The following is a 25425-nucleotide window of genomic DNA, read 5'->3' on the forward strand; positions in this document are numbered from 1 at the left end:
CTTCTCGTGTGTGCACGACGCGGGCTGCCGCTGATCCGAGCGAGTCGGGGCAGCGCGCAGTCCGCGTTCGTCACCCGCGTCGCCCTGCTGTACGCCAGGATTCTCGGCGCGGACATCCGCTTCGACGACGAGTTCGGAATCTTTGTCGCCTCCGGACTGCGCTGCGGGTTCGCCAGAGGCGGAACAACTCTCGGTGGTGTATATCTCACGCGGCGGAACACGACTCGATCCGTCCTTCGTCACGAGGCCGTTCATGCAGACCAATGGGCCAGGTACGGAATCATATTCGGGTTGTTGTACCTGCGTGAGGAACTGCGTCATCGCGGGCCGCGCAACCGCTTCGAAATCGAGGCCGGTCTCGAAGACGGCGGTTACCGCACCTGAGTGAAAGCTCGTCAGTAAAAGCTACTCTTGGCGGCATGGCTCGTTTTCCGACTAGTGAACGCTTCGTCCGCTGGAGCGCGGAACATGCTCGCGGTGTGGACATCTGCATTGCGACGGTTGCCGCACTGTTCAGCGTTGTCGTTGCGGTCGAGGCGAGTCCGCTGGCGGTGTTCATCTCGCTGGGTATGACCGTTCCGTTGGCGTGGCGACGCTCGCGCCCCGAACTCTCCGGCATGGTGATCGCAGGGTTCGCAGTTCTACACGTGATTTTCATCGGCAACACACTGCTCGCATCGGCCGTTGTCGTCCCCATCTCCCTGTACGCGCTGGCCGCCTATGGTGCTCGGTGGAGTTCACTCACCGGGCTGGTGCTCGCGTTGCTCGGCTCGATTGCCGGGACTGTTCGATACTTCGGCTACGACGGAATCCCGGTGTCCTCGCAGGTCATGCAGTCCGTGGCCGTCATGATCTTCATGCTCGCGGTCTGGGCGTTCGGTGATTTGCGTCGAGTTCGTACCAAACAATTGGAAGGTCTGACCGAGCGCGCACGGTTGCTCGAACTCGAGCGTGCGCAGGAAGCGGAAATCGCGACGATCAGCGAACGCTCGAGGATTGCGCGCGAGATGCACGACATCGTCGCGCATTCGTTGACCGTTGTCATCGCTCAGGCCGACGGTGGACGCTACAGCGCGGCCAAGGATCCTCAGGCTGCAATTCAGGCACTCGAAACAATTGCCTCCACCGGCCGCCAAGCGTTGACCGACATGCGATCGCTGCTGTCCGTCCTGCGTGAGGACACGCCCCGTGATTTCTCGGTGATCCCGGGCGCCGGCGACATCGACAGTCTCTTCCACGAGTTACGCAGCAGCGGACTCGACATCGCCGTCAGCGTGACCGGGGAACCACGCGAACTCTCTGCGGGTGCGGGGTTGACGGCGTATCGCATCGTGCAGGAATCGCTGACGAACGTTCTCAAACATGCGGGGCCTGGAGCACAGGCGAGCGTCGAGATGACTTGGGCTGAAACCGAACTCGTTCTCGGTATCACCGACGACGGACGAGGCGGCAGCGCCGCGCTGGTCGAATCGTCACCAGGCGGACAGGGACTGATCGGAATGGCCGAGCGAGCCAAGCTGCACGGAGGCAAAGTGACCGCCGGACCGAAATCAGGCGGCGGATACAGCGTCCGGGCCGTCTTGCCGTACGAACGAACGTCTGGGTAGGTCTTGAAACGTCCGAAGGTCTTAAGGTGAGTGGCATGGACGAACACGTGGCTCCGATCGCAGTGGCACTGATCGACGATCAGCAGCTGGTCCGCGCAGGTTTTCGAATGGTCATCGACTCACAGCCGGATCTGTCGGTGGTTGTCGAGGCTTCGGACGGTCAGCAGGCGTTGACCGAGTTGGCCGCCCGTCATGTCGACGTCGTTCTGATGGATGTCCAGATGCCGAAGATGGACGGCATCGAGGCGACTCGTCGGCTCCTGGCCGACCCCGATGCGCCGAAGGTCGTGGTGCTCACCACCTTCGACAACGACGAGTACGTGATGTCGGCTATCCGGGCGGGCGCCAGTGGTTTCCTGCTCAAGGACGTGCCACCGGAGCAGTTGCTCGACGCCATCCGCACCGTGCACCGCGGGGACGCGGTGATCGAAGCCCGGGCCACTCGGCGACTGCTTCAGCACGTCGGACCGCTCCTGGAAGGCTCGGCGCCCGAAGCGCAGTTGCCCGAAGAGTTGACGCCGCGCGAGGTCGAGGTGCTCGAAGCCATGGCGTACGGGCTGTCGAATTCGGAGATCGCTGCGAAATTCCACGTCTCCGAGACGACAGTGAAAACCCATGTCGGACGGGTTCTTTCGAAGACTCATTCTCGTGATCGTGTACAGGCAGTCGTCTTCGCCTTCCAGATCGGACTTGTCCGGCGCGCAGATCTCCTCGGCACCGAGGGCTGACACGCCGCCCTGTCCAGTCCTACCCCGGGATGACACCGGGCTCTCCAAGATCGCCCCGCACTCCGACGCGGAGACCACTTGCGCTGCAATAACGTCGATTCCGTCATAGCGAGAAGCTTTACGGAGGGCAAAAAATGCATGCGCACACCACGACGGAACCAGCCGCAGTGCCGGCGATCACTGCCCGCGGTGTCACCAAGGTGTACGGCACCGGTGAGACCACGGTTCACGCGCTCGGTGGAGTCGACGTGGACTTCGGTCGCGAGCGGTTCACCGCGATCATGGGCCCGTCCGGCTCCGGAAAGTCGACGCTCATGCACTGCCTGGCCGGACTCGACACGGTCTCGGGTGGGCAGGTTTTCCTGGGCGACACCGAAGTCACGAAACTCGGCGACACGGAGCTCACCGAACTGCGACGCGAGCGAATCGGATTCGTCTTCCAAGCGTTCAACCTGCTACCGGTGCTCACTGCTCGGGAGAACATGCTGCTGCCGATGAAGCTGGCAGGTAGTGAACCCTCGCCCGAGTGGATGGACGAGGTGATCGGCAAGCTGGGCCTGTCGCAGCGTCTCGATCACCTGCCGCACGAATTGTCGGGCGGTCAGCAGCAACGCGTAGCCGTCGCCCGCGCACTACTGCCGCAGCCCGACGTGATCTTTGCCGACGAGCCCACCGGCAACCTGGATTCCCGTTCCGGGACAGAGGTTCTGGGACTCTTGCGGACCAGTGTCCGGGAGACCGGTCAGACCGTCGTCATGGTGACGCACGATCCGGTGGCGGCGTCGTACGCGGATCGAGTCGTGTTGATCGCGGACGGGCGTATAGCCGGAGAGATCGACCATCCCACCGTCGACTCGGTGATCGGTGCCATGCGAGCTCTCGGTGCCGACGACCTGGCCGATGTTCCTGCAGTTTCGGGTGCACTGCGATGAGAGGTCTGGCTTTTGCGCAGGCGCGGGCACATGCCGGGCGCTATGTGGCGTCGATACTCGCGGTGGTGATCGCCGTCGGATACATCGTCGCGACTTTGACCTTGAGCTCGACGGTCGACGCGAGTGTGAGCAAATCACTTGCGACGCAATACGAAACCACAGATGTCGTCGCGTCCGGTCCAGGCGTGACGGAAGCTCTGCTGAGCGCGGTGCCGGGCGTCTCGGCGGTGGCCGACGACGTGTCGACGTATGTTCGTGTCGACTCCGAGGCAAAGGGCGCGTCCTACGGGGATGCGCTCTCGATTGCCGACAATCCCGAATTGCGTTGGGAGAGGGTGTCGGAGGGATCGATTCCGGCCGGTCTGGGGCAGGTGTTGGTGAGCGCGGACTCCGGGATACCGATCGGTGCCCGAATCACAGTCACGGCACGGGATTCGACGGTCGGTGCCGCCGCACCCACCGCGGAGATAGTCGGACTGGTCGACCTCTCCGGTTCGGCGCAACGACTGGGCGGGATCAAGATATTCACCACCGCCGAGCAGGTGAGCGCGTGGGCCGGTGACAGTGCCGAACGTGAGTTCCGTGTCGCCGGTGACGGTTCACGCTCTCAGCAAGAACTCGTGGATTCGATCTCGAGCGCGTTGCCCGCGGACTCCACCGTGCTGACCGGCGACGAAGCCACAGACAACGCCGCAGCCGAATACATGGGCGGCACCAAGATCCTCAGCACGGTGTTGCTCGCCTTCGGCGCCATCGCCGTTGTTGTTGCCGCGCTGGTGATCGCCAATACATTTGCCGTGCTGCTCGCGGCGCGCACTCAGGAACTCGCGTTGCTGCGATGCGTCGGCGCCACGGCCAAACAGGTTCGCCGGAGCATTCGCAGTGAAGCCGCGGCGGTCGGCGTGATCGCCTCGGTGATCGGCGTCGGACTCGGTGTCGGACTTGCCTGGGCGATCGGTCGCGTAGCAACGGCCGCAGATGTGCCGGTTCCTCTTTCGTCACTGAGCGTCACCCCGGTGACCGTGCTCGTCGGTCTTGCCGTCGGCATCGTGATGACGATGCTCGCTGCATCTGCGCCCGGGCGGGCGGCAACGAGGCTCTCCCCGCTGGCAGCACTGCAGCCGATGGAGTCCAAGCCCGAGAGCGTTCAGGTATCGGTGGTGCGCCGGGTTCTCGGCGTCGTGACCCTGCTCGCGGGCATCGCGATGACCGTCCTGGGAGTGACGAATCAGCAGGTGCCGGCGGCAACCGCCGGTGGACTGTTCTCGTTCCTGGGGATCGCGGCACTGTCCGGTCGAATCGTGCCTGCACTGATCAATGCGGCCGGCGGAGTGTTGGCGAGACTGATCGGTCCGGTGGGAAGCCTGGCAGCAGGCAACGCCGGTAGGAACCCACGCCGCACCTCGGCGACGGCCACCGCATTGTTGATCGGTGTTGCCTTGACGAGCACGCTCGTCGTGGGAATCGCGACGGTCAAGGAAGCCGCACCCGCGGCGATGGACAGTCAATTCCCCGTCGACGTCATGGTGAGCAGTTCAGGTTCGGCACCGCTTCCCGCAGGGTTGGGCACAGACATCGCCGCGGTCAACGGTGTCGGCGCGGTGAGCGGTCTGGACAAGGCCGAACTGACGATCGACGGGCGCGGTTCGTTGGCCGGATTCGGCGTCGACGCTGCTCGGGTGAAAGATGTTCTGCGTACCGAGATCTCGGTACCTGCGGCCGGTCAGTTGGTGCTCTCGCCCGCTGACCTGACCGAATACAAGCTCTCGGCGGGCGATACGGCGACGGTGCGTGGGGATCGCGGCGTCGTGAACGTCAGCGTGGTCGAGGGCGTGAAAGGTCAACCAGCACTACTGGATCGAGGCGATCTCGGTGCAGCGGCCACCGCGCCGACCACCGATTCGTACTGGGTAAGGCTGGGGACGGATACTGACGAACAGGCTTTGGCCGCCACCGACCGCATCACCGAACTGGCACGCCAGGAAGCGCCGGGCAGCGATGTTCAGGGCATGACCGAGATGCGTTCAGCTCTCGATTCGATCCTCGACACCGTGCTCATGGTGGTTGCCGGATTGCTGTCGGTAGCGGTGTTGATCGCTTTGATCGGCGTCGGAAACACCATGGCACTGTCCGTTCTCGAACGGCGCCGCGAATCCGGACTGCTTCGCGCACTCGGACTGACCAAGAAGGGAATTCGAGCCATGTTGATCTGGGAAGCGCTGCTCGTGGCAGGAGTCGCATCGGTGATCGGAGTGCTGTTCGGGATGGTGTTCGGTGTAGCCGGTACCGCATCGGTATTCGGGATCGAGGACGTCGCCCTCAGCGCAGTGCCGTGGGTGCAGTTGGTAGCCATCGTGTTGATCGGCGGAATCTGCGGTGTGATCGCGTCACTGCTCCCCGCTAGGCGGGCGGGGCTGGTGTCACCGGTGACAGCTCTCGCGAGCTAGCGTTCAGAACTGTTTCGTGACCTTCTCGGTGCCCACTCGGCGCGCGGTAGCTTCCGCGTCCGGGTGGGCCACCTGCACGAGTGAGGCGCCCGCGGCGAGAACTGCCAGAAGCCCGTCGATCAATTCGTCTGCCGTGTCCCACGTGCGACTGGAGAGGACACGATCCGTCGACACCAATTCGACGTTCTTCGCCGATGCCCGTGCCGCGTCGATCGTGTCCGCTACGGACCGGCCTTCGAGCGCCGAACCGGCTCCGGCGCTACGGAACTGGTCGCCGTGCACACGGATGGAGGTTGCGTAGTCGGCGACGCCGAGCGGAAGATCGCTCAAACCTTTGCCGAACGCGTCGAGTGAGAGTGCGGCTACCTCCGGTACGTCCGCAACATCGTCCAGTCGGTCGGCAGTGACGAAAGCCAGTTCGGCGTCGGCGTCAGGGGAGAGGACCACCTCACCGCCTGCCCACCACACACCCAGCAAGACGGCGACGCTCTGCCAGTGCGCGGGAAGCAGCACGGCAACTTTGCCGCCCGGCGCGAGAGCGAACTCGTCGCGGACCATATTCGCTGTCTTTGCCGCCCAGTTGGCCAGAGTGCTCGCAGACAATTCGATGCGCTCGCCGGTGGCGTCGTCGTAGTAGGTCACGCGAGGGCCGGCCGGGTCGGCAGCCAGGATCGGTCCGAGGAGGGCGTCGGTCAGGTTGTCTACAGGCGAAGGCACGTCGTCAGCTTACGCAGCCGTTCAGTTCACACAATTTTTCAGTTGACACAGCGCGGGCCGTTGGAGGCCGCGTCGATCGGCGGGCCGGGAGGGGCGGGAGTGGGGCTGGTCTCGGTGGTGCTCGACGATTCAGTCGTGCTTGTCGCTCCTTCGGACGGGGATACCGCGTCCGCGGACTGCGGGCCGCTGTAGTCCTCGGCAATGACAACCCGAACCTTGCCCGAGGACAATGACGAATCCGCCTTGACCGTAAGACCGCCGAGTGCCTCGGCGACCGCGAGTGCTGCGTCGTCGTCCGCGGACTTTGCGAACACCGTCGATTCGGTGACGTCGGAGCCGGTGTTGTTGCCGACCTGACCCTGCTTGTACCCGAGGGCACTCAACGCTTCGGAAACCCCGCTGGCCAACCCTGGGATGTCACTGGCGTTTGCGACGTCGACCGTGAGCGAGGACGCATTCACCGTGGTCGGTGCTTCGGAGGTCTCCTCCGAGTCCTCGCTGTCGGCGCCGACCAATCCGGCGATGTACTTCTTGACGGCCTTGGGATCGACCTTGACGATGGACTCGCCGTAATCGGTCATGCCGTTGATGTCGAGAACGGGAATGGTCTCGAATTGCACCTTGCCGCCGGCCAGATTCTGCAACTGCTTGGCGAATTCGATGATGTCCCAGTCGTCGTCGATCACGACGGAACGCTGGACAGCCGAGGTCAGCTGGCTGAGCTTGCCGGGGTCACTGAGGGTTTTTGCGCTGAGTACCTTGCTGACGAGAGAAGCCATGAACACCTGCTGGCGAACGATCCGGTCCAGGTCGCCGCGAGGAAGATCGTGTCGTTGTCGCACGAAGCTCAGCGCGTCGGCACCGTCGAGTGTCTGTTTCCCGGCCGCGAAATTGGCTCCGGACATCGGTTCGTCTACCGGCGCGTTGAGGCACACGTCGACTCCGCCCACTGCGTTGGTCAGCAGGACGAATCCGAGTAGTCCGACTTCGGCGTAGTGATCGACGGTGATGCCGGTCAGATTCGCCACCGCTCCGATGAGCGCGGTCCGGCCGGCTTCCGTCGACTTCTTGTCTGCGTCGCTGTCGGACGACCCGTTGTTGACCAACTTCAGCCGTTCGGTTTCCTTGGTGGCACCGAACGCGGCGTTGATCTTCGACATACCGATACCCGGGACGTTGACGTACGCGTCGCGGGGAATCGAGATCGCGGTCGCGGAACTCCCGTCGTTGGGGACGCGGATCAAGATGATGGTGTCGGTATTGGACGCAACTTCCTCACCTGCGCGCAACGAGTCGAGCTCGCTTTGTGAGAGCGGGTTGCCGTGCGCGTCCGTTCGACTGTCCGTTCCCACCATCAGAATGTCGATGGCGCCGTCCTTGCCGCCACCGAGGCCGAGTCCGCTGGCAGTGGCAAGGCTGTTTCTCAACGAGTCCACACCCCGCCACGCGAACCCGGTGACCAGCAGTACGAGCACGGACAGCACCGCGACCGCTATGCGAGCCGGGCTCGTCTTGGTCCGAATCGGCGCAGGTCGTGGACGCGCGCGGCGCTGCGGTTGCTGGTGGGACACCCCTTCAGGTTACTGGTCCGATGCTCGGCCGCGGGTACCTCGACGCGGCGTGCCAGACTCAACCGTGTGACGAATATCCTGCTCACCGGCGCCCGAGGGCAGCTCGGAACACGTATCGATGCTCTCGCAACGTCGGCGGGTCACACTGTGACGGCCGTCGGTTCCCGCGAGCTCGACATCACCGACAGCCGCGCGGTCGACGACTTCGTCTCGCCTGATTCGGTGCTGATCAACTGCGCTGCGTACACGGCCGTCGATGCTGCCGAGACCGACCAGGAGGCGGCGAGGGCGGTCAACGAGATCGGACCGCGGAATCTCGCGCAAGCCTGTGCGCGGGCGGGTTCGCGGTTGATCCACGTTTCGACGGACTACGTCTTTCCGGGCGATGCAAGCTCGCCATACGACGTCGATGCACCGACCGGTCCCGCGACGGTCTACGGCCGAACCAAACTGGACGGCGAGATCGCTGTTCGAGAGTCGGGGGCTGACGCGGCCGTTGTCCGAACCGCGTGGGTGTATTCCGGTGTCGGCACGGATTTTGTCGCCACGATGAGAAGGCTCGAAGCCGAACGCGAATTCGTGAACGTCGTGGACGACCAGATCGGGTCACCCACGTACAGCGTCGATCTGGCCGGCGGCATCGTCGAACTCGCGCTGCTGGACTTCACGGGTGCGTCGACATTCCACGTGACGAACGGCGGGCAAGCAAGTTGGTACGAGTTGGCGCGAGCTGTTTTCGAGGAGATCGGCGCAGACCCTGCTCGGGTGCGCCCGTGCAGCAGTGCGGAGTTCGTACGCCCTGCCCCGCGCCCGGCATATTCGGTCTTGTCCGAGCGCGCGTGGGTTACCGCGGGAATGACGCCGCTGCGTCCGTGGCGAGAGGCTCTGCACGCCGCTCTGGCGTGAGCATTGTTCGGGACAGTGGCCGCGGACGGCTAGGCTGACCGGCGTGAGTCCCAAGCTGGCCGTGGTAACGGTGACCTACTCGCCAGGCGAGCATCTCGAGAATTTCTTGAGCACGCTCGCTGTGGCGACGACAGAAAAACCCCAGGTCATCATGGCCGACAATGGGTCGACCGATGGTGCCCCCGAGGCCGCCGATGCCAAGTACGAGCATGTCCGTCTGCTTCGAACCGGCGGAAACATCGGGTACGGGGGAGCGATAAATCGGGCTGTAGCGGAGATCGATTCGTCGATCGAATTCGTCGTGATTTCCAACCCGGACGTCCAATGGGCACCCGGTTCACTCGACGAATTGGTGGCTGCGGCAAATCGGTGGCCAAGGGCCGGTGCACTGGGGCCGAAGGTCCTCGAACCGGACGGCAGTGTCTATCCGTCGGCGCGAACGGTGCCCGACATCACCTCGGGCGTCGGGCACGCGTTGCTCGGTACCGTATGGCCGAAGAACCCGTGGACTGCTCGTTACCGTCAGGAGAACGAGGCCGTCACCGAGCGTGCAGTGGGGTGGCTTTCCGGGTCGTGCCTGCTGGTGCGACGCGACGCCTTCGACACCATCTCCGGTTTCGACTCTCGTTACTTCATGTACATGGAGGACGTGGACTTCGGTGACCGCCTCGGAAAAGCCGGGTGGCTCAACGTATTCGTCCCCTCGGCCGTCGTCACCCATGCCAAAGGCCATGCGGCAGGACGTCATCCGGAACTGATGTTGCCTGCCCATCATCGCAGTGCGTACCAGTTCCAGGCTGATCGCCATCCGCACTGGTGGCAGGCTCCGCTACGACTTGCCTTGCGCGGTGGCCTCGCGGTGCGATCCAAGATCGCCGTAGCTTCTGCAGTTCGCGAGCGCGCTCGCACCGACAACTCGACCGACAACCCATCAGTTTCGAACCACGGGGGAAAATGATGTCCGATCCGAATCCGACCGACGCCGTAATCCTGGTAGGCGGCAAGGGCACTCGGCTGCGTCCGTTGACGCTGTCGGCGCCCAAGCCGATGCTTCCGACAGCCGGCCTTCCGTTCCTGACGCACCTGCTCGCCCGCATCGAGGCAGCCGGAATCAAGCACGTCGTGCTCGGAACGTCCTTCAAGGCAGAGGTATTCGAGGACTACTTCGGCGACGGCTCCAAGATGGGCCTCGAGATCGACTACGTCTTCGAGACCGAACCGCTGGGCACCGGTGGCGGAATCCGCAACGTGCTGCCGAAGTTGCGCGGTGACAACGTCATGGTGTTCAACGGCGACGTGCTCGGTGGCACCGATCTGAACGGCATTCTCGAGACCCACGAGAAGACGGACGCCGACGTGACCCTGCATCTGGTTCGTGTGGGAGACCCGCGAGCATTCGGTTGCGTTCCGACCGACGAGGACGGACGAGTCTCGGCATTCCTGGAGAAGACTCAGGATCCGCCGACGGATCAGATCAACGCCGGTTGCTACGTCTTCAAGCGCGAGATCATCGAACAGATCCCCGAAGGACGACCGGTATCGGTCGAGCGCGAGGTGTTCCCGAATCTCCTGGCCGAGGGCAAGCGGGTGTTCGGCCACGTCGACTCGTCGTACTGGCGTGACATGGGAACCCCCGAGGACTTCGTTCGCGGTTCCGCCGACCTGGTGCGAGGTATCGCACCTTCGCCGGCTCTCGAAGGTCCGCGCGGCGAGTCGCTGGTTCACCCCGGAGCCGGAATCGCGCCGGGCGCTGTTCTGATCGGCGGCACGGTTGTCGGTCGAGGCGCAGAAGTTGGTGCAGGCGCTCGCCTCGACGGTGCAATTCTCTTCGACGGCGCCGTTGTGGAAGCCGGGGCGGTGGTCGAACGATCGATCCTCGGATTCGGCGTCCGTATCGGACCCCGAGCGCTGGTCCGCGACGCTGTCATCGGAGACGGCGCGGACATCGGTGCGCGGTGTGAATTGTTGCGCGGCGCACGCGTGTGGCCGGGGGTGACGCTGCCGGACGGTGGCGTGCGCTTCAGCACAGATGTGTGATCGTTAGCTGACCTACTGGAATACTGGCGGGTATGACTTCTCTTCCGAGCCGTTACGTTGCCCTCGGTGACTCGTTCACCGAGGGCGTCGGCGACGCCGACGAACGATTCCCCAACGGTCTGCGCGGGTGGGCAGACCGAGTGGCCGAGCAGCTGGCGGTGAACAATCCCGACTTCCGCTACGCCAACCTGGCGATTCGTGGTCGCCTACTCGGACCGATCATCGACGAGCAGTTGGAACCCGCTCTGGCGTTGAAGCCCGATCTGGTGACCATCTACGCCGGCGGAAACGACATGATGCGTCCGAAGCTCGACATCGATGCGATGGTCGCCCGCTACGATTCGGCAATCGGTCAGCTCACTGCATCCGGCGCTCGGGTTCTGATGTTCACCGCGTACGACACCGGATGGTCCGCCTTCTTCGGCAAGCTCCGCGGACGTCTGGCGATCTACAACGAGCTTGTTCGCGAGGTGGCCGACCGCCACGACGCGACCCTCGTCGACTTCTGGCGATTCTCCGAATATCAGGACCTTCGGATGTGGGACTGGGATCGCCTCCACATGTCGCCCTCCGGGCACGAGAACATGGCGACGCGTGTGCTCGACGTGCTCGGCGTCGAACACGGATTGACCCCGCCCGATCTCGGGCCTGCGCCGGTTCTCACGAAAGCCGAAACTCGTCGCGAGGATCGTCAATGGGCGCGAGAGTTCTTGGTGCCGTGGGTAGCTCGGCGCGTGAAGGGAACATCTTCGGGCGACGGCGTGAGCGCCAAGCAGCCCCAGCTTTCTCCGATTCAGTCCTGATTCTTGCGCTGACGGGCGAGCGCGACCAGGTGGTCGATGGTCTCGCGTTCCGCTGTAGGTGGGAGCGCGTCCACCGGCCACCATCTGAGGTCGGTGGACTCTGCGCTGCGGACGATATGTGAATTGTCCGGCGCCACAACAAGAAACCGTAGATCGAGATGGCGAGTCGGTACTCCGAGTGAGCACGTGATCGGATGCGTGTGGGCGGAGAGTAGGTCCGCGTCTATCCGAACGTCGTGAATTCCGGACTCCTCGCGAGCTTCCCGCAATGCCGCATCTACCACCGTCTCGTCGTCGGGCTCGCAGTGGCCGCCGAGCTGAATCCACCTGCCCACCTTGGGATGCAGGGTCAGCAAGACGTGGCAGCCACTCTCGTCGAGAACGAGAGACGACGCGGTGATGTGTCCCGGTGCGTGGCGACGAAGGCAGCCGTCCGGAGCCGAATCGAGGAACGCGAGCATCGTGTGCCGCAATGATTCGTCCGCTTCGGAGGACGTCTCCCAGCCCTCCAGGACGCCCTTGGCGGAGGCGTGCAGCGATTCGGCTGACATGGGACCTACAGCTCCACCAACGCGTCCCCGGGGGCGGAGACAGAGCGCGGAGTCAGTGGTTCGAGGGGGTGCCCGATTGCGATGGCACCGAGTGGCTGCCAATCCGCCGGGAGATCGAGTTGTTCGCGTACGAGATCGGCGGCGAAGATCGTCGATCCGATCCAGCAGCTTCCCACGCCGCGGGTAGCCAACGAGACCAGCAGTCCCTGCACTGCCGCGCCGGCGGCGACCGTGAACATCGTCGACTCCGCCGCGGTTCGTCCGGCATCCGGATAACTGTGTGCGCCATCGGGCACGCAGAAGGGAATGACGACCTCGGGGGCGTCGAACAGGATGTTTCCGCGGGCAACCCGGGCCTCGACGGATTCGTCACTGCGACCGTCGGCGCGAAGATCGGCGGCCCACTTCTCGCGCATCTGCTCGAGAAGAGCCGTGCGGACCGACTCCGTGCGTAGCCACACGAATCGAACCGGTCTCGTGTGGTGCGGTGCGGGAGCGGTGAGTGCCTCGGCGATCGAGCTGCGAATGATCTCCGCGTCGACGGGATCACTTGCGAACTGTCGGACCGATCGACGCAACAGCAGCGCCTGGCCACGGCCCATCGCCGTAGCTTCCTCGGTGCCCAGCCAGAACAGATCGTCCGGGCCGCGGCGAATCAGATCCTGGCCACTCGAACCGTCGTCCTCGAACCGAAGCCCACGAACGACGGCGACGGGAACGCCGCCCAGCTTGCCCTTGACCAAGTCGCCCGCAGCGGCGATTTCGTCCGCGATCGCGATCTCGGTGACGATCAGATCGTTGCCCTGACTGTCCTGTGCTCCGAGGTAGCCGTGCAGGACCGGAATGCCGGAGGAACCGATTGCGGCGTCGGTCTGCCCGTTGCGCCACGCACGACCCATCGTGTCGGTGACGACGACGGCGACGGACTTGCCCGTGCTCTCGAGAATTCGGGCGCGCAGACCCGCAGCGCTCGCATCCGGATCCACGGGGAGCAGCGCCAATTCGGCACCGTCGACGTTGGAGCCGTCGATGCCCGATGCGGCCTGCACGATTCCGAGTTTGTTCTCGGTGATCAGAGTGCGGCCCTTGCGTGCCACGACGCGGACGGCTTCCTGATCCACCAGGAGGCGTCGTGCCGCGTCGCGCTCTTCCGGATCGGTCGGTGAGGAAACGATGCGACCCTCGACTTTGGAGAACACCTTGCTCGTGACGACAACGACGTCGCCGCTCTCGAGCCACGGCGTCGCGTCGACGACAGCGGTGGCCAAGTCGTCTCCGGGCCGGAACTCGGGAAGCCCGAGCACTGGAATGACTTCGATTGCGGCGCCGGGGGAGTGATCACCGGGAGAGTGATTTCTGTCGCGGCTTGCTTCGGTTCCGGGCTCGGTCACAGTTCGACTCCGGCGATCTCGAAAGCCGTGCGAACCATTTTCGCGGTCTCTTCGGGGGACGTCATCAAAAGTGGGATGCTTCGCACGTCCACCCCGTCGATGTCGGCCGTGTCACCTTCGTCGACGAGCCAGCCGTCGAGAATGCCGTTGATCGAACGAGCTCCGTAGTGGCGACCGATCGCCTCCGAAGTCGTCTCGACCCCGATCACCTCGAGGCACTCGTCAGCCATGCCGCGCAACGGTTTTCCGCCGATGACGGGGGAGAGGCCGACAACCTTGGCCGCGGTTGTTCGCAGGGCACCGCGAATGCCGGGCACCGCGAGGATTGCGCCGACGCTCACGACGGGATTGGACGGTGCGATCAGCACGATGTCGGCACCGTCGATCGCCTCGACCACCCCTGGCGCGGGCTTGGCCTGCTCGGCGCCGACGTGAGCGAAGCTGTGCGTTTCCACCTGTGCCCGATGGCGTACCCACCACTCCTGGAAATGAATCGCCTTCTGCTCACCGTCTTCCGGATCGGTGATCACGACGTGTGTTTCGCTGCGGTCGTCGCTCACGGGAAGCAGTGCGACACCGGGATTCCAGCGATTGCACAACGCTTCGGTGATCGCGGACAACGGATATCCCGTGCGGAGCATCTGGCTGCGAATCAAATGCGTTGCGATATCGCGATCTCCGAGGCCGAACCAGTCCGGCTTCGCGCCGTACGCGGCGAGTTCTTCTTTCGCATTCCAGGTTTCGCCGGCGTGCCCCCACCCGCGTTCGGTGTCGATGCCGCCGCCGAGTGTGTACATACAAGTGTCCAGATCGGGGCAGATGCGCAGACCGTGCATCCACACGTCGTCCCCGACGTTGACGACGGCCGTGATGCGATGTGGGCCTTCGTATTTCTCGAGGGATTCACCACCGGCGATTCCGAGCGCGTTTTGAACACCTTGAAGGAAACGGGCCCCGCCGACGCCGCCAACCAATACAGTCACGTTCACGACAACAGAGCCTAGGCGGTCGGCGCGTCGTCGTGTCTGGCGGGCAGAAGGTCCCGTCAATTGAGGGCCGGAATACTAATGGATTCATCTCGTTTAGCTTGACCGCGACACGCTGGACGTGTGTAATCTCAAATGTGTCATTCCAACCGCTACTTGTGAGTTCACTTGCAGCGGGGCCGGTTTCGAACACAGTTTCGAACGGTCGACGGGGTGGGGTTGAAGATGGAGTGAAAATTCTGCGCTATTACAGGTGAGGAGGCGGAACGATGCCCAATGAAAATGTCGAGATCAGTTCTCTCGCAATGACAGTAAGCGACGAACCGCAGACCGATTCCCGAGCAGGCGCAGCGGAAGGTGCCTGCAGCAGTGAGTTCGACGGTATGAGTACTCGGCCAGTGCTGAGTCTCGTCACCGGCTTCGAAGAATTGTTCGACACCATCGAGGATCAGTGGCAGGAGCGTGCTCTCTGCGCGCAGACCGATCCCGAAGCGTTCTTTCCTGAAAAGGGAGGATCGACGAGGGAAGCAAAACGGATCTGCCTCGGTTGTGAAGTTCGTGACGAGTGCCTCGAGTACGCGCTCGCGAACGACGAACGGTTCGGAATCTGGGGAGGGTTGTCCGAGCGCGAGCGTCGGCGACTCAAGCGGGGGATCATCTGATCTGCTGCTGAATCGGTTCTGTCAGCGTCGGGGCTGACGGGCGGTCTTCGAAAGTCTGACCTGCAACGGGGAATTGCAGGTCAAGCAACGACTGTTTTGTTCTTCGTGTGGATTTACTTCTTCGTGTGACATCAGTTTTTTCGTCTGACAGTGCGTCAGTCCTCGTCGGGCAGTATCAGTCCTCGTCGGGCAGCGTGGGGTCGATGACCTGTGGGTCGACGCCCAGATACGTGCCGACTTGATGGACCAACACGTCGTGCACCAGATCCGTGAGTTCTTCCGGATCCTTCGCTCGCTGCTCCAATGGGCGGCGAAACAGCACAATTCTTGCGCGAGTCGTATTTCCGTGACGGTCGATTCCGGCCGGAATCAGTCGTGACAGTGGAACCGGGCCGTCTGCGATGACCTCCGGCGGCCATGTGACGGACTCCGGATCGTGCGCGTGAATCTTCGGAACTTCGTCCACTGCGATGTCGAGTTTCGTCAGCCGGTCGTGCCATGCGAGGTCGACGGGAGAGAAGGCGTCGAGCACCAGGAGATCGAACTTCTCCGCGCGGGTACGCCTGGCGGGCACCTCCGGGGGAAGTAGCGGTCCGCGCAGGCCACGGCCGTGTCGCTCGATGGAACGAGTGGTGACCGAGCGTCGGCGGCGGGCTTGTGGCATGGCGCCAGATTACGACAGGAGAAACTGCTCGGTGTGTCCGAGTAGGTTCCGGACGTGGGGAGGGCTAGGCTCCGTACCTGTGAGATCTCTGCGTCGCTGCTGCCGCCCCGGGTGCAAGAACCCCGCCGTCGCGACGCTTACGTATGTCTACTCGGACTCCACTGCGGTTGTCGGGCCGCTGGCAACCGTCGCCGAGCCCCATTCATGGGATTTGTGTGACACTCACGGCTCTCGAATCACCGCCCCCAAGGGGTGGGAACTCGTCCGCCACGAAGGCGGATTCGCGTCGAGTACTCCCGACGAAGACGATCTGACCGCTTTGGCTGAAGCTGTACGTGAGGCCGGTCTCGGAGATCGCAGCAAGTCCAACGTCGATGCAGATGAGGACATACGTCCCGCAGCTCCGAGTACTGCCCGTACAGGGCGTCGTGGACACCTACGCGTTCTGCCCGACCCGTCCAACTGACGCGAGATTCGTCGCCGTAGACGCTAGGCTCGACCGAGTACTTCCACACCCGAGTACTGCGAATCTCCGGACGCCATGCGCCCGGACGTTCCCGTCTGTGAGGGTGCATGCACAAGGAGAGTTTTCAGTGGGGCGAACAGCCGAGTCGGTTGCTGCAATCATCAAGGCGTACGACGTACGCGGTGTGGTCGGTGAGCAGATCGACGAAGATTTTGTCCGCGACGTCGGTGCGTCGTTCGCCCGCCTGGTCCGCGACGAGGCCGGCGCCGCCACGACGGTTGTGATCGGCTACGACATGCGCGCATCGTCGCCCACACTGTCTTCGGCTTTCGGTGACGGCGTGCTTGCTCAAGGGCTCGACGTCGTCTACATCGGATTGGCGTCGACCGACGAGCTCTACTTTGCATCCGGTTTGCTGAACTGCCCGGGCGCGATGTTCACGGCGAGCCACAATCCCGCCAAGTACAACGGCATCAAGATGTGTCGGGCCGGCGCCAAGCCGGTCGGTCAGGACACCGGCCTCGCAGTCATCTCCGCCGAGGTCGTCTCGGGTGTTCCCGCGTACGACGGACCGGCAGGCACCGCCAGCACCAAGGACGTCCTCGAGGAATACGCGAGCTACCTCCGCGGATTGGTCGACCTGGCTGCGTTGCGCCCGCTGAAGGTCGCAGTCGATGCAGGCAACGGTATGGGTGGCCATACCGCGCCGGCCGTATTCGGGCCGATGCCCCTCGACGTCCTGCCGCTGTACTTCGAGCTCGACGGCACGTTCCCCAACCACGAAGCCAATCCGCTCGATCCGGCCAACCTCGTCGACCTGCAGGCCTACGTGCGCGAAACCGGAGCGGACATCGGCTTGGCGTTCGACGGTGACGCGGACCGTTGCTTCGTCGTAGACGAGAAGGGCGACCCGGTCTCGCCGTCCGCGGTGACGGCACTTGTCGCCAAGCGCGAACTCGCGAAGGAACCGGGCGCGTCGATCATCCACAACCTGATCACGTCACGGGCAGTGCCCGAACTGGTCGAAGAACTCGGCGGCGTCGCTATTCGTACCCGAGTCGGCCACTCGTTCATCAAGCAGGAGATGGCCGAGACCGGTGCGGTGTTCGGCGGCGAGCACTCCGCTCACTACTACTTCCGCGACTTCTGGGGCGCCGACTCCGGCATGCTCGCGGCGCTGCACGTACTCGCCGCACTGGGCGAGCAGGATCGTCCGCTCTCCGAGTTGATGGCGGAGTACACCCGCTACGCGGCCTCGGGCGAGATCAACTCCACCGTGGCTGACGCGGCAGATCGTACGGCCGCTGTACTGGCGGCATTTGCCGACCGCACCGAGTCGGTGGATCGCCTCGACGGTGTCACGGTCAGTCTCGAGGGAAATGCCTGGTTCAACTTGCGCGCGTCCAACACCGAACCACTGCTGCGACTCAACGTCGAAGCACCCACGTCCGCCGATGTCGACGCATTGGTGAACGAAATTCTGGCGATCGTCCGGGCTTGAATCCGAGTCTGATCGGTTTGTCGGTGAGCCGAAGCCCTGGGATAGTTGGGGGACTATCTCAGGAACGACGGCCTCGGGAACGAGGGCTTTGCCACCACGGACCGCGTGGAGCTGGAATGCTGGATGGTGCGGGAACTGCTAACGGAGAAGGGGGTGCGGTGAGATGACAGCGCCGATGCCGCTTCTCGACCTCGACGACAGCGAGGGTTTGTCAGCTGCCGATTCGGAAGGGCTACTGCGGTCTGTAGCCATGGGCGGCGCACAGATTCGGGCCACCGCGTCGGCCGTCGGTGAGGGTGTGATCTCCCGATTGGCCGGTCTGCGTCCGCGCAGCGTCGTACTGATCGCCGGCGCGGGTGGCGCCCGGCACGGAGCCAGGATCGCGCTTGCTCTCGTCGGCGATTCGGTCGGTTGCCCGCTCCTCGTTCTCGACCGGACGCCGTCGTGGGCCGGGCCGTTGGACGTGGTCGTCGTCGCCGGTGACGATGCCGGTGATCCACGCCTCGTCGAATCCGTTGACAGTGCCGTACGCCGCGGCGCCGAGGTTGTTGTCGCCGTTCCCGACGAGGGGCCCATGCGAGCCGTGGCGGCCGGGCGCACCATGCCCTTGCCGCCGCGGCTCTACGCCTCGCCCCGGCACACGATGACGCGGTTCCTCGCCGTCTTCCTCGCGGTTGCCGCCGAAATCGAGGGCAAGGGATCGATCGAGGACCGTTCGGCGGTGCTCGGTCGAATCGCCGACGCAGTTGATGCGGAGGCGCTGCGGGACGGACCGGCCAACGAGGTATTCCACAACCCGGCCAAGTCGTTGGCCACCAGGATGAGCGGCCGGCGAGTCGTTCTGTGTGGAAGTGGTTCCGTGACAACAGCACTCGCAGAGTTCTCGAGCGTTGCGCTGATGAGCTCCGGCCTGAACGCCGCTGCCGCCGAGATGTCCGAGGTGATTCGTTCGGCGCGTGCACTGTTCGCGCCGGACGCAGCTTCACGTGATTCGGTGTTCCACGACCCCTTCTTTCACGATCCGCAACTCGACGGCGCGCTGCCGACCCCGCCGGTGCGGGCGTTCGTCTTCGCGACCGAATCCACGCGCGGGGAGGCGAGGCGCCGGATGGACGCACTGGCTGACGCCGACCTGGTGGTTGCGGCAGACGAAGACCAGACCAACGTGGTCATATCGGAGATGGAGCAGGTATTCGTGTTGGCGTCTCGAGTATACATGGCCGCGGCGTACGTGCAGTTGACGGGCGGTGCGAAGTAAGTGCGTGAACTCGAAGGTGCACTTCGTTCTTACGCGTGGGGCTCGCGAACGGCAATTGCCGAACTACGCGGTCTTTCGACTCCGTCGAATCATCCCGAAGCGGAATTGTGGTTGGGCGCGCACCCGGGTGACCCCGCGCGCGTGATCACCGAATCCGGAAGCGAGTCGTTGCTCGAGGTCCTGCACCGCGAGCCCGAACGCGAACTCGGCCGTGAGAACCTCGAGGCATTCGGTGAGCGACTCCCATTCCTGCTCAAGCTGCTTGCGGCGGAAGAACCGCTGTCACTTCAAGCGCACCCCAGCGCCGTTCAAGCCGACGAGGGTTTTCGTCGTGAGAACGCACTCGGCGTTCCCATGGAATCGCCGATTCGCAACTACAAGGACGGCAGCCACAAGCCCGAACTCGTTGTCGCGCTCAGCAGATTCGAAGCGCTTGCCGGATTCCGCGAGCCGACGCGGACTGTCAAACTGCTGCGCGCTCTGGCCGTCGACGAGTTGGAGCCGTACATCGGTCTGCTCGAAGGCCAACCCGATTCCGACGGACTGCGGGCGTTGTTCACGACATGGATCACGCTGCCGTCCACGGTGCTCGGGACCTTGCTCCCTGCCGTACTTGCCGGGTGCATCACCTACGTCGCGCACCACGACGCCGAATTCGTGACCGAGATCCGCACCGCGCTGGAATTGAGCGAGGCGTACCCCGGCGACGCCGGTGTTCTGGCGGCACTGCTGCTCAACCGCGTCACCCTCGAGCCCGGCCAAGGACTGTTTCTCGCTGCCGGCAATCTCCACGCGTATCTCCATGGACTCGCGGTCGAGATCATGGCCAACTCCGACAACGTTCTGCGTGGTGGGCTGACACCGAAGCACGTCGACGTGCCCGAATTGCTGAGGGTTCTGGACTTCGTCGGGGCCGATATCGAAGTGCTCGATCCGGCCCCGTCATCAGGATCAGGTCAGTCAGGATCAGGTAGATACGAGTACGTCACGCCGGCGCCCGAATTTCGTTTGACGCGTCTGGAGTTCGACGCTAATTCCACGGACATCGCCGTCGACGCTTCAGGCCCGCGGATTCTGATCTGCACCGACGGCGCGGTCACTGCGACGTGCGGCACTGACACTCTCGACCTCGATCGAGGCCGAGCGGCGTGGATCGCTGCCGACGAGCCCGCGATACACCTGAGCACACGGACCCCGACTGCGCAGGTTTTCAGTGCCGTAGTCGGAAACTAGGAGACATTGTGTCGGCTCATGGTGGCAAGAAGGCAATTCTGGCGGCCCTCGGAGCCAATGCCGGAATTGCCGTAGCCAAGTTCGCCGGATTCTTGATCACCGGATCGTCGTCGATGCTCGCCGAATCGGTGCACTCGGTGGCCGACACGTCCAATCAGGGTTTGCTGCTCCTCGGGCAGAAGAAGGCAGAACGTGACGCGGATCAACTGCACCCGTTCGGCTACGGGCGCAACCGATACTTCTATTCGTTCGTCGTTGCACTGGTGCTCTTCACCCTCGGTTCGCTGTTCGCGATTTACGAGGGTATTCACAAGATTCAACATCCGGAAGAACTCAATTCGGCTTTCGTGGCAATCGCGATTCTTGTCATAGCGATTTGTCTGGAGGGCTACAGCTTCCGGACCGCAGCGAAGGAATCACGACCGCTCAAGGGAAATGCGTCGTGGTGGAACTTCATCCGAACCTCTCGTAGCCCGGAACTCCCGGTTGTGCTGCTCGAGGACACCGGCGCATTGATCGGTCTCGTCCTTGCACTCGGCGGCGTCGGCCTCACGATGGTGACCGGAAATCCGGTCTTCGACGGCATCGGAACTCTGTGCATCGGTGTCCTGCTCGGCATCATCGCGATCATTCTGATCATCGAAATGCAGTCGCTGCTGATCGGTGAGGGCGCAACGGCGGTGGAGACCGAACTGATCCTCAACGCCCTGGTCGACGGAACTCGTATCGAACGCGTCATTCATTGCAAGACGCAGTACCTCGGTCCCGAGGAGATCCTTGTTGCTGCCAAGGTTGCGGTGCCGATCGGATCGACGATCTCGGACGTGGCGACGGCGATCGACGAGGCCGAGTCTCGCGTGCGCGCTGCAGTGCCTGCGGCGCGGGTGATCTACCTCGAGCCGGACCTGGATCGTCTCAGCGCAGGAGATCGCCCTGAAACAGATCTACAGGCTCCCGACAAACCCTGAACAAAGCTGCGCCTGCGGGCTTAGGCTGATGCCATCTCTCTACTTGCCCATGGTGGGACCTGCTGGTCCCCAGCAAGGAGGCGGCAATGGCTGTCAAGGACGAGCAGGCCGGATCTGGACGGTCGAAGCTGTTTCGAACCAAATCGATCGAGCAGTCCATCAAGGACACCGACGAGCCGGAAACCAAACTCCGGAAAGAACTGAACTCGTGGGATCTCACGGTGTTCGGTGTCGCAGTCGTCATCGGTGCGGGCATCTTCACACTCACGGCTCGGACGGCGGGAAATGTCGCCGGGCCGTCGGTCTCGCTCGCGTTCGTCATTGCCGCCATCGCCTGCGGACTGGCAGCGCTGTGTTACGCCGAATTCGCGTCGACGGTCCCGGTTGCCGGTAGCGCGTACACGTTCTCGTACGCGACGTTCGGCGAATTCGTCGCCTGGATCATCGGCTGGGATCTCATCCTCGAATTCGCCTTGGCGTCTTCGGTGGTCGCCAAAGGCTGGTCGCTGTACCTCGGCGAAGTGATGGGCTCACGCAGCCCGATCGTCGAATTGGGGCCGATCTCATTCGACTGGGGTGCGGTGCTGGTGATCGCTGTCATCACGATCCTGCTCGCGACCGGCACAAAACTCTCGTCGAGGGTGTCGCTGGTGATCACGGCGATCAAGGTCGCGGTGGTGTTGCTGGTGATCGTCGTCGGCCTCTTCTACATCGACACCGACAACTACTCGCCGTACATTCCGCCGTCGGAGCCGGGCTCGACGGGAGAGGGCATCCACCAGTCGTTGTTCTCGTACGTGACCGGGGCCGGTGGCAGCACGTTCGGGTGGTACGGATTGCTCGCGGCAGCCAGTCTGGTGTTCTTCGCGTTCATCGGCTTCGACGTCGTCGCCACGACGGCGGAGGAGGCGAAGGAGCCGCAGAAGGCGCTGCCACGCGGCATCCTGGGTTCTCTCCTGATCGTCACGGTTCTGTACGTGGCGGTGACACTGGTGCTGACGGGGATGGTGAAATACACCGAGCTCGAGGGCGATACCTCCAACCTGGCAACGGCATTCGCTTTCCACGACATCACGTGGGCGAAAAACGTCATCTCGTTCGGCGCTTTGGCCGGTCTCACGACAGTGGTGATGGTGCTGATGCTCGGGCAGACCAGGGTGCTCTTCGCGATGGCACGCGACGGTCTGATGCCACGACGCCTGGCACCGACCGGCAAGCACGGAACCCCTGTGCGGATCACGATCTTGGTCGGCGTCGTGGTCGCGGTGCTCGCCGGCGTTTTTCCGATCGGCACCCTCGAGGAAATGGTCAACATCGGCACACTGTTCGCTTTTGTTCTCGTCTCGATCGGGGTTCTCGTGCTCCGTCGGACGCGTCCCGACCTACCTCGCGGATTCAGGGTGCCGCTGGTCCCGCTGGTCCCGATTCTGGCCGTCCTCGCGTGTCTGTGGCTGATGTTCAACCTGTCGGTGGAGACCTGGATGAGGTTCGTGGTCTGGATGGCCCTCGGCGTTGTCATCTATTTTGCCTACAGCAGACAGCATTCGATGATCGGGAAGCGTGAACGCGGCGAAATCGAGTAGATGTACAAAGTTTATGATTTGTCTATCACTTGTACAAAATCAGTAGTATTGTCTACCTCATAGTGAACTGACTCACAGTTTTCGGGTCGGTCCGAATCGAGGAGGTAGACCGTGTCGACGCACGTGGACTCGCAATCCGGCCAGACGCTCCCGCCCGAGCAGTGGCGTGACAAGAAGAGATACCTCTGGCTGCTCGGCCTCGTGCCGCCGACGGCGGTCTTCATCGCCGTCGGATTGGTCGCGTTGTTCAACAGTCTCGGATGGAATGCGGTCTCGCCGGTGTGGTGGTGGATCGGGCCGCTTCTCGTCTACATCCTGCTCCCGATCCTCGACGTCTTCTTCGGCCCGGACGGCGAGAATCCGCCGGACGAAGTGATGGAGCGCCTCGAGAACGACAAGTACTACCGGTATTGCACCTACATCTACATACCGTTCCAGTTGGTCAGCCTGGTCCTGGCCTGCTACCTCTGGTCGGCGACCGATCTGTCCTGGCTCGGAATCGACGGGGGACTTGGGCTGATCTCCAAGATCGGTCTGGCGATCAGTATCGGTTGTGTCGCAGGAATCGGGATCAACACCGCACACGAGCTCGGTCACAAGAAGGACGATCTCGAACGCTGGTTGTCGAAGATCACTCTGGCGCAGTCGTTTTACGGCCACTTCTACATCGAGCACAATCGTGGACACCACGTGCGCGTCGCCACGCCCGAGGATCCGGCGTCGTCTCGCTTCGGTGAGAGCTTCTGGACCTTCCTGCCGCGCAGTGTGTGGGGATCTCTGCGCTCGTCGTGGTCCCTGGAAAAGGCCAGACTCGATCGACTGGGTAAGAAGCCGTGGACAATTCGCAACGACGTCCTGCATTCGTGGTTGATGTCCGTCGTACTGTTCGGTGTCCTCGTCGCCGTCTTCGGCCTCTCGGTACTGCCGTTCCTGGTGCTGCAGGCCGTGTTCGGATTCTGTCTGCTCGAAACCGTCAACTACCTCGAACATTACGGACTGAAGCGTCGTCGTCTGGACAGCGGGCGGTACGAGCGTGCAGCACCGGAGCACAGTTGGAACAGTGATCACATCTGCACCAACATCTTCCTGTATCACCTCCAGCGTCACAGCGATCATCACGCGAACCCGACGCGTCGTTATCAGACGCTTCGAAGCATGGACGGTGCGCCCAACCTGCCCAGTGGGTACGCGAGCATGATCATCCTCGCCTACGTTCCACCGCTGTGGCGAAAAGTGATGGATCCCAAAGTCCTTGCGCACTACGGCGGCGACATCACCCGCGTCAACGTTCAGCCGTCCAAGCGTGATCGCATCCTTGCTCGGTACGGAGCAGCGTGATGAGCAGCTATCGATGCCCGGTCTGTGAATACGTCTACGACGAATCGAAGGGTGCACCACGAGAAGGGTTTCCGGCGGCACGCCGTGGGATGCCGTGCCGGACGACTGGTGCTGTCCGGACTGCGGCGTGAGGGAAAAGCTGGACTTCGAGCCGATGCCGGCAAATGCGGGGAGTGAATCATGAACGACTACAAGCTGTATCAGTGCGCGCAATGCGGCTTCGAGTACGACGAGGCAGTCGGCTGGCCGGAGGACGGTATCGAACCGGGCACTCGCTGGGACGACATTCCCGAAGACTGGAGTTGCCCGGACTGCGGGGCGGCGAAGAGCGACTTCTTCATGGTTGAGGTCGAACGACGGTGAGATGCGTCGGCGACGAACGGACCTAGGTGCGGCGGTAGTGTCGTCACCATGACTTCGACGCCCACTCGTCTGCCGCAGAAAGAAGCGTCGCGCCTGCTGCTGCGTACGTCGGTGCTCGATTCGATGCGTGAGTTGTTGACCGAGCGCGACTGGTCCGAGGTGACGCTGACGGTTCTGGCCAAGCATGCCGGTGTGAGTCGTCAGACGCTCTACAACGAGTTCGGCTCGAGGCAAGGGCTTGCCGAGGCGTACGCGCTTCGCCTTGCTGACGGCTTCGTCGACGCGGTGGACGAGGCCATGGTGGCGAACGACGGACGTGCAGTCGAGGCGTTGACGGCGGGTTTCGGATCGTTTTTCGCCTCCAGTGCAACCGACCCGTTGGTGATCTCTCTGCTCACCGGTGAGGCCAAGCCGGACCTGCTTCGCCTGATCACCACCGACAGTGCGGTCATCATCGAGCGCGCGTCGTCGCGGCTTGCGGAGAGTTTCCAGCGAGGGTGGATTCAGGCGTCACCCGCCGACGCCGGAATTCTGGCCAGGGCGATTGCGCGTCTCGGGCTGAGCTACATTTCGATGCCGCCGGAGTCCGAGGCTTCGGTGGCGGAGGATCTGGGCATACTGCTCGGGCCGTTCATCGACGTGGCGCGCGAGGGCCGCGCAGTAGAGGGCCGCGCAGTAGAGGGGCGGGCGGGAGAGGGCGTCTAACCGATAGC

25 protein-coding genes and 1 pseudogene are annotated in these 25425 nt (G+C 63.3%); 20 read left to right on the forward strand and 6 right to left on the reverse strand.

From position 1 onward, the window contains the following. The first annotated feature begins 6 nt into the window (after positions 1 to 6). The 5 genes from M0639_RS10515 (at position 7) to M0639_RS10535 (ending at position 5714) form a co-directional block, all read left to right on the forward strand. Positions 7 to 384 (forward strand): hypothetical protein, encoded by a 378-nt coding sequence (locus tag M0639_RS10515; protein ID WP_058039082.1) that lies wholly within the window; start codon positions 7 to 9, stop codon positions 382 to 384. 35 nt (positions 385 to 419) lie between these two features. Further along, on the forward strand, positions 420 to 1607 hold the full coding sequence (locus tag M0639_RS10520) for a sensor histidine kinase (protein WP_030535022.1): 1188 nt from the start codon (positions 420 to 422) through the stop codon (positions 1605 to 1607). 35 nt (positions 1608 to 1642) lie between these two features. After that, the gene (locus tag M0639_RS10525) at positions 1643 to 2335 is read left to right on the forward strand and encodes a response regulator (RefSeq protein WP_003940960.1); all 693 of its coding nucleotides are present in this window, start codon (positions 1643 to 1645) and stop codon (positions 2333 to 2335) included. Positions 2336 to 2469: 134 nt separating this feature from the next. Beyond that, on the forward strand, positions 2470 to 3267 hold the full coding sequence (locus tag M0639_RS10530) for an ABC transporter ATP-binding protein (protein ID WP_042450120.1): 798 nt from the start codon (positions 2470 to 2472) through the stop codon (positions 3265 to 3267). After that, positions 3264 to 5714 carry an ABC transporter permease gene (locus M0639_RS10535; protein WP_064074937.1) on the forward strand — a complete coding sequence of 817 codons (2451 nt, stop codon included), beginning with the start codon at positions 3264 to 3266 and terminating at the stop codon, positions 5712 to 5714. Before M0639_RS10530 ends, M0639_RS10535 begins: the two co-directional genes overlap by 4 nt. 3 nt (positions 5715 to 5717) lie before the next feature. Here M0639_RS10535 and M0639_RS10540 read toward each other — a convergent pair whose 3' ends face one another. Both M0639_RS10540 and M0639_RS10545 read right to left on the reverse strand, forming a co-directional pair. Beyond that, entirely contained in the window at positions 5718 to 6431 is a 714-nt protein-coding gene (locus tag M0639_RS10540; RefSeq protein WP_064074938.1) for a TIGR03089 family protein, read from the reverse strand. Between the two features lie 38 nt (positions 6432 to 6469). Next, complete coding sequence (locus tag M0639_RS10545) at positions 6470 to 8002, reverse strand: LCP family protein (RefSeq protein ID WP_269454957.1); 1533 nt, start codon at positions 8000 to 8002, stop codon at positions 6470 to 6472. A gap of 66 nt (positions 8003 to 8068) precedes the next feature. On the opposite strand from M0639_RS10545, the gene rfbD reads away from it, so the two are divergent. The 4 genes from rfbD to M0639_RS10565 are packed head-to-tail and all read left to right on the forward strand — an operon-like array spanning position 8069 to position 11748. Next, positions 8069 to 8908, forward strand: a complete 840-nt coding sequence (rfbD, locus tag M0639_RS10550) for a dTDP-4-dehydrorhamnose reductase (protein ID WP_054802243.1) — start codon at positions 8069 to 8071, stop codon at positions 8906 to 8908. A 43-nt stretch (positions 8909 to 8951) separates the two neighbouring features. After that, a complete protein-coding gene (locus M0639_RS10555) occupies positions 8952 to 9866 on the forward strand; it encodes a glycosyltransferase family 2 protein (RefSeq protein ID WP_003940999.1) in 915 nt (304 codons plus the stop codon). Further along, positions 9863 to 10945 (forward strand): mannose-1-phosphate guanylyltransferase, encoded by a 1083-nt coding sequence (gene manB / locus M0639_RS10560; protein WP_037125580.1) that lies wholly within the window; start codon positions 9863 to 9865, stop codon positions 10943 to 10945. Before M0639_RS10555 ends, manB begins: the two co-directional genes overlap by 4 nt. A gap of 32 nt (positions 10946 to 10977) precedes the next feature. Continuing rightward, positions 10978 to 11748, forward strand: a complete 771-nt coding sequence (locus M0639_RS10565) for an SGNH/GDSL hydrolase family protein (protein WP_003940765.1) — start codon at positions 10978 to 10980, stop codon at positions 11746 to 11748. Here the strand turns inward: M0639_RS10565 and M0639_RS10570 are convergent. Genes M0639_RS10570 through cofD form a run of 3 tightly spaced genes read right to left on the reverse strand, consistent with a single transcriptional unit; the run spans position 11739 to position 14679 of the window. Continuing rightward, entirely contained in the window at positions 11739 to 12299 is a 561-nt protein-coding gene (locus M0639_RS10570) for an NUDIX hydrolase (RefSeq protein WP_003940680.1), read from the reverse strand. The two genes, M0639_RS10565 and M0639_RS10570, sit on opposite strands and share 10 nt — an antisense overlap. Positions 12300 to 12304: 5 nt before the next feature. Further along, a complete protein-coding gene (locus M0639_RS10575) occupies positions 12305 to 13690 on the reverse strand; it encodes a coenzyme F420-0:L-glutamate ligase (protein ID WP_003940947.1) in 1386 nt (461 codons plus the stop codon). Then, positions 13687 to 14679, reverse strand: a complete 993-nt coding sequence (gene cofD / locus M0639_RS10580; protein WP_003940958.1) for a 2-phospho-L-lactate transferase — start codon at positions 14677 to 14679, stop codon at positions 13687 to 13689. Before cofD ends, M0639_RS10575 begins: the two co-directional genes overlap by 4 nt. Positions 14680 to 15059: 380 nt before the next feature. On the opposite strand from cofD, the gene M0639_RS10585 reads away from it, so the two are divergent. Further along, a complete protein-coding gene (locus tag M0639_RS10585; protein ID WP_020907098.1) occupies positions 15060 to 15338 on the forward strand; it encodes a WhiB family transcriptional regulator in 279 nt (92 codons plus the stop codon). Positions 15339 to 15513: 175 nt separating this feature from the next. On the opposite strand, the gene M0639_RS10590 is transcribed toward M0639_RS10585, so the two are convergent. Further along, entirely contained in the window at positions 15514 to 16002 is a 489-nt protein-coding gene (locus M0639_RS10590) for a metallopeptidase family protein (RefSeq protein WP_003940797.1), read from the reverse strand. A gap of 79 nt (positions 16003 to 16081) precedes the next feature. Here M0639_RS10590 and M0639_RS10595 point away from each other — a divergent pair, with 79 nt between their 5' ends. The 10 genes and pseudogenes from M0639_RS10595 (at position 16082) to M0639_RS10640 (ending at position 25417) form a co-directional block, all read left to right on the forward strand. Beyond that, a complete protein-coding gene (locus M0639_RS10595; protein WP_007731177.1) occupies positions 16082 to 16468 on the forward strand; it encodes a DUF3499 domain-containing protein in 387 nt (128 codons plus the stop codon). A 127-nt stretch (positions 16469 to 16595) separates the two neighbouring features. Continuing rightward, the gene (locus M0639_RS10600; protein WP_003941022.1) at positions 16596 to 17969 is read left to right on the forward strand and encodes a phosphomannomutase/phosphoglucomutase; all 1374 of its coding nucleotides are present in this window, start codon (positions 16596 to 16598) and stop codon (positions 17967 to 17969) included. A gap of 163 nt (positions 17970 to 18132) precedes the next feature. After that, positions 18133 to 19227 carry a hypothetical protein gene (locus tag M0639_RS10605; RefSeq protein ID WP_064074939.1) on the forward strand — a complete coding sequence of 365 codons (1095 nt, stop codon included), beginning with the start codon at positions 18133 to 18135 and terminating at the stop codon, positions 19225 to 19227. Further along, positions 19228 to 20460, forward strand: a complete 1233-nt coding sequence (gene manA, locus M0639_RS10610) for a mannose-6-phosphate isomerase, class I (protein WP_047271699.1) — start codon at positions 19228 to 19230, stop codon at positions 20458 to 20460. Positions 20461 to 20468: 8 nt separating this feature from the next. Continuing rightward, entirely contained in the window at positions 20469 to 21428 is a 960-nt protein-coding gene (locus M0639_RS10615; RefSeq protein ID WP_042450115.1) for a cation diffusion facilitator family transporter, read from the forward strand. Between the two features lie 86 nt (positions 21429 to 21514). Beyond that, positions 21515 to 23011 (forward strand): amino acid permease, encoded by a 1497-nt coding sequence (locus M0639_RS10620; RefSeq protein WP_007731185.1) that lies wholly within the window; start codon positions 21515 to 21517, stop codon positions 23009 to 23011. 111 nt (positions 23012 to 23122) lie between these two features. After that, on the forward strand, positions 23123 to 24349 hold the full coding sequence (locus M0639_RS10625) for an alkane 1-monooxygenase (protein ID WP_054781789.1): 1227 nt from the start codon (positions 23123 to 23125) through the stop codon (positions 24347 to 24349). Further along, a pseudogene (locus tag M0639_RS10630) lies at positions 24349 to 24476 on the forward strand (rubredoxin); the annotation flags it as partial. The gene M0639_RS10625 and the pseudogene M0639_RS10630, both read left to right, overlap by 1 nt. Before the next feature lie 53 nt (positions 24477 to 24529). Beyond that, the gene (locus tag M0639_RS10635; RefSeq protein ID WP_003940894.1) at positions 24530 to 24712 is read left to right on the forward strand and encodes a rubredoxin; all 183 of its coding nucleotides are present in this window, start codon (positions 24530 to 24532) and stop codon (positions 24710 to 24712) included. Positions 24713 to 24760: 48 nt separating this feature from the next. After that, complete coding sequence (locus M0639_RS10640) at positions 24761 to 25417, forward strand: TetR/AcrR family transcriptional regulator (protein ID WP_054802253.1); 657 nt, start codon at positions 24761 to 24763, stop codon at positions 25415 to 25417. Positions 25418 to 25425: the final 8 nt, after the last annotated feature.

Origin of the sequence: Rhodococcus qingshengii JCM 15477, assembly GCF_023221595.1 — a bacterium.
GTDB lineage: Bacteria > Actinomycetota > Actinomycetes > Mycobacteriales > Mycobacteriaceae > Rhodococcus_F > Rhodococcus_F qingshengii.

Excerpts from the sequence above, each read along its gene's own strand:
- M0639_RS10620 (WP_007731185.1), top strand. The coding sequence starts at position 21,515 with ATGGCTGTCAAGGACGAGCAGGCCGGATCTGGACGGTCGAAGCTGTTT.
- manB (WP_037125580.1), top strand. The coding sequence starts at position 9,863 with ATGATGTCCGATCCGAATCCGACCGACGCCGTAATCCTGGTAGGCGGC.
- M0639_RS10570 (WP_003940680.1), bottom strand. The coding sequence starts at position 12,299 with ATGTCAGCCGAATCGCTGCACGCCTCCGCCAAGGGCGTCCTGGAGGGC.
- M0639_RS10535 (WP_064074937.1), top strand. The coding sequence starts at position 3,264 with ATGAGAGGTCTGGCTTTTGCGCAGGCGCGGGCACATGCCGGGCGCTAT.
- M0639_RS10635 (WP_003940894.1), top strand. The coding sequence starts at position 24,530 with ATGAACGACTACAAGCTGTATCAGTGCGCGCAATGCGGCTTCGAGTAC.
- M0639_RS10565 (WP_003940765.1), top strand. The coding sequence starts at position 10,978 with ATGACTTCTCTTCCGAGCCGTTACGTTGCCCTCGGTGACTCGTTCACC.
- M0639_RS10525 (WP_003940960.1), top strand. The coding sequence starts at position 1,643 with ATGGACGAACACGTGGCTCCGATCGCAGTGGCACTGATCGACGATCAG.
- M0639_RS10605 (WP_064074939.1), top strand. The coding sequence starts at position 18,133 with ATGACAGCGCCGATGCCGCTTCTCGACCTCGACGACAGCGAGGGTTTG.
- M0639_RS10520 (WP_030535022.1), top strand. The coding sequence starts at position 420 with ATGGCTCGTTTTCCGACTAGTGAACGCTTCGTCCGCTGGAGCGCGGAA.
- M0639_RS10590 (WP_003940797.1), bottom strand. The coding sequence starts at position 16,002 with ATGCCACAAGCCCGCCGCCGACGCTCGGTCACCACTCGTTCCATCGAG.
- M0639_RS10585 (WP_020907098.1), top strand. The coding sequence starts at position 15,060 with ATGAGTACTCGGCCAGTGCTGAGTCTCGTCACCGGCTTCGAAGAATTG.
- M0639_RS10530 (WP_042450120.1), top strand. The coding sequence starts at position 2,470 with ATGCATGCGCACACCACGACGGAACCAGCCGCAGTGCCGGCGATCACT.
- M0639_RS10640 (WP_054802253.1), top strand. The coding sequence starts at position 24,761 with ATGACTTCGACGCCCACTCGTCTGCCGCAGAAAGAAGCGTCGCGCCTG.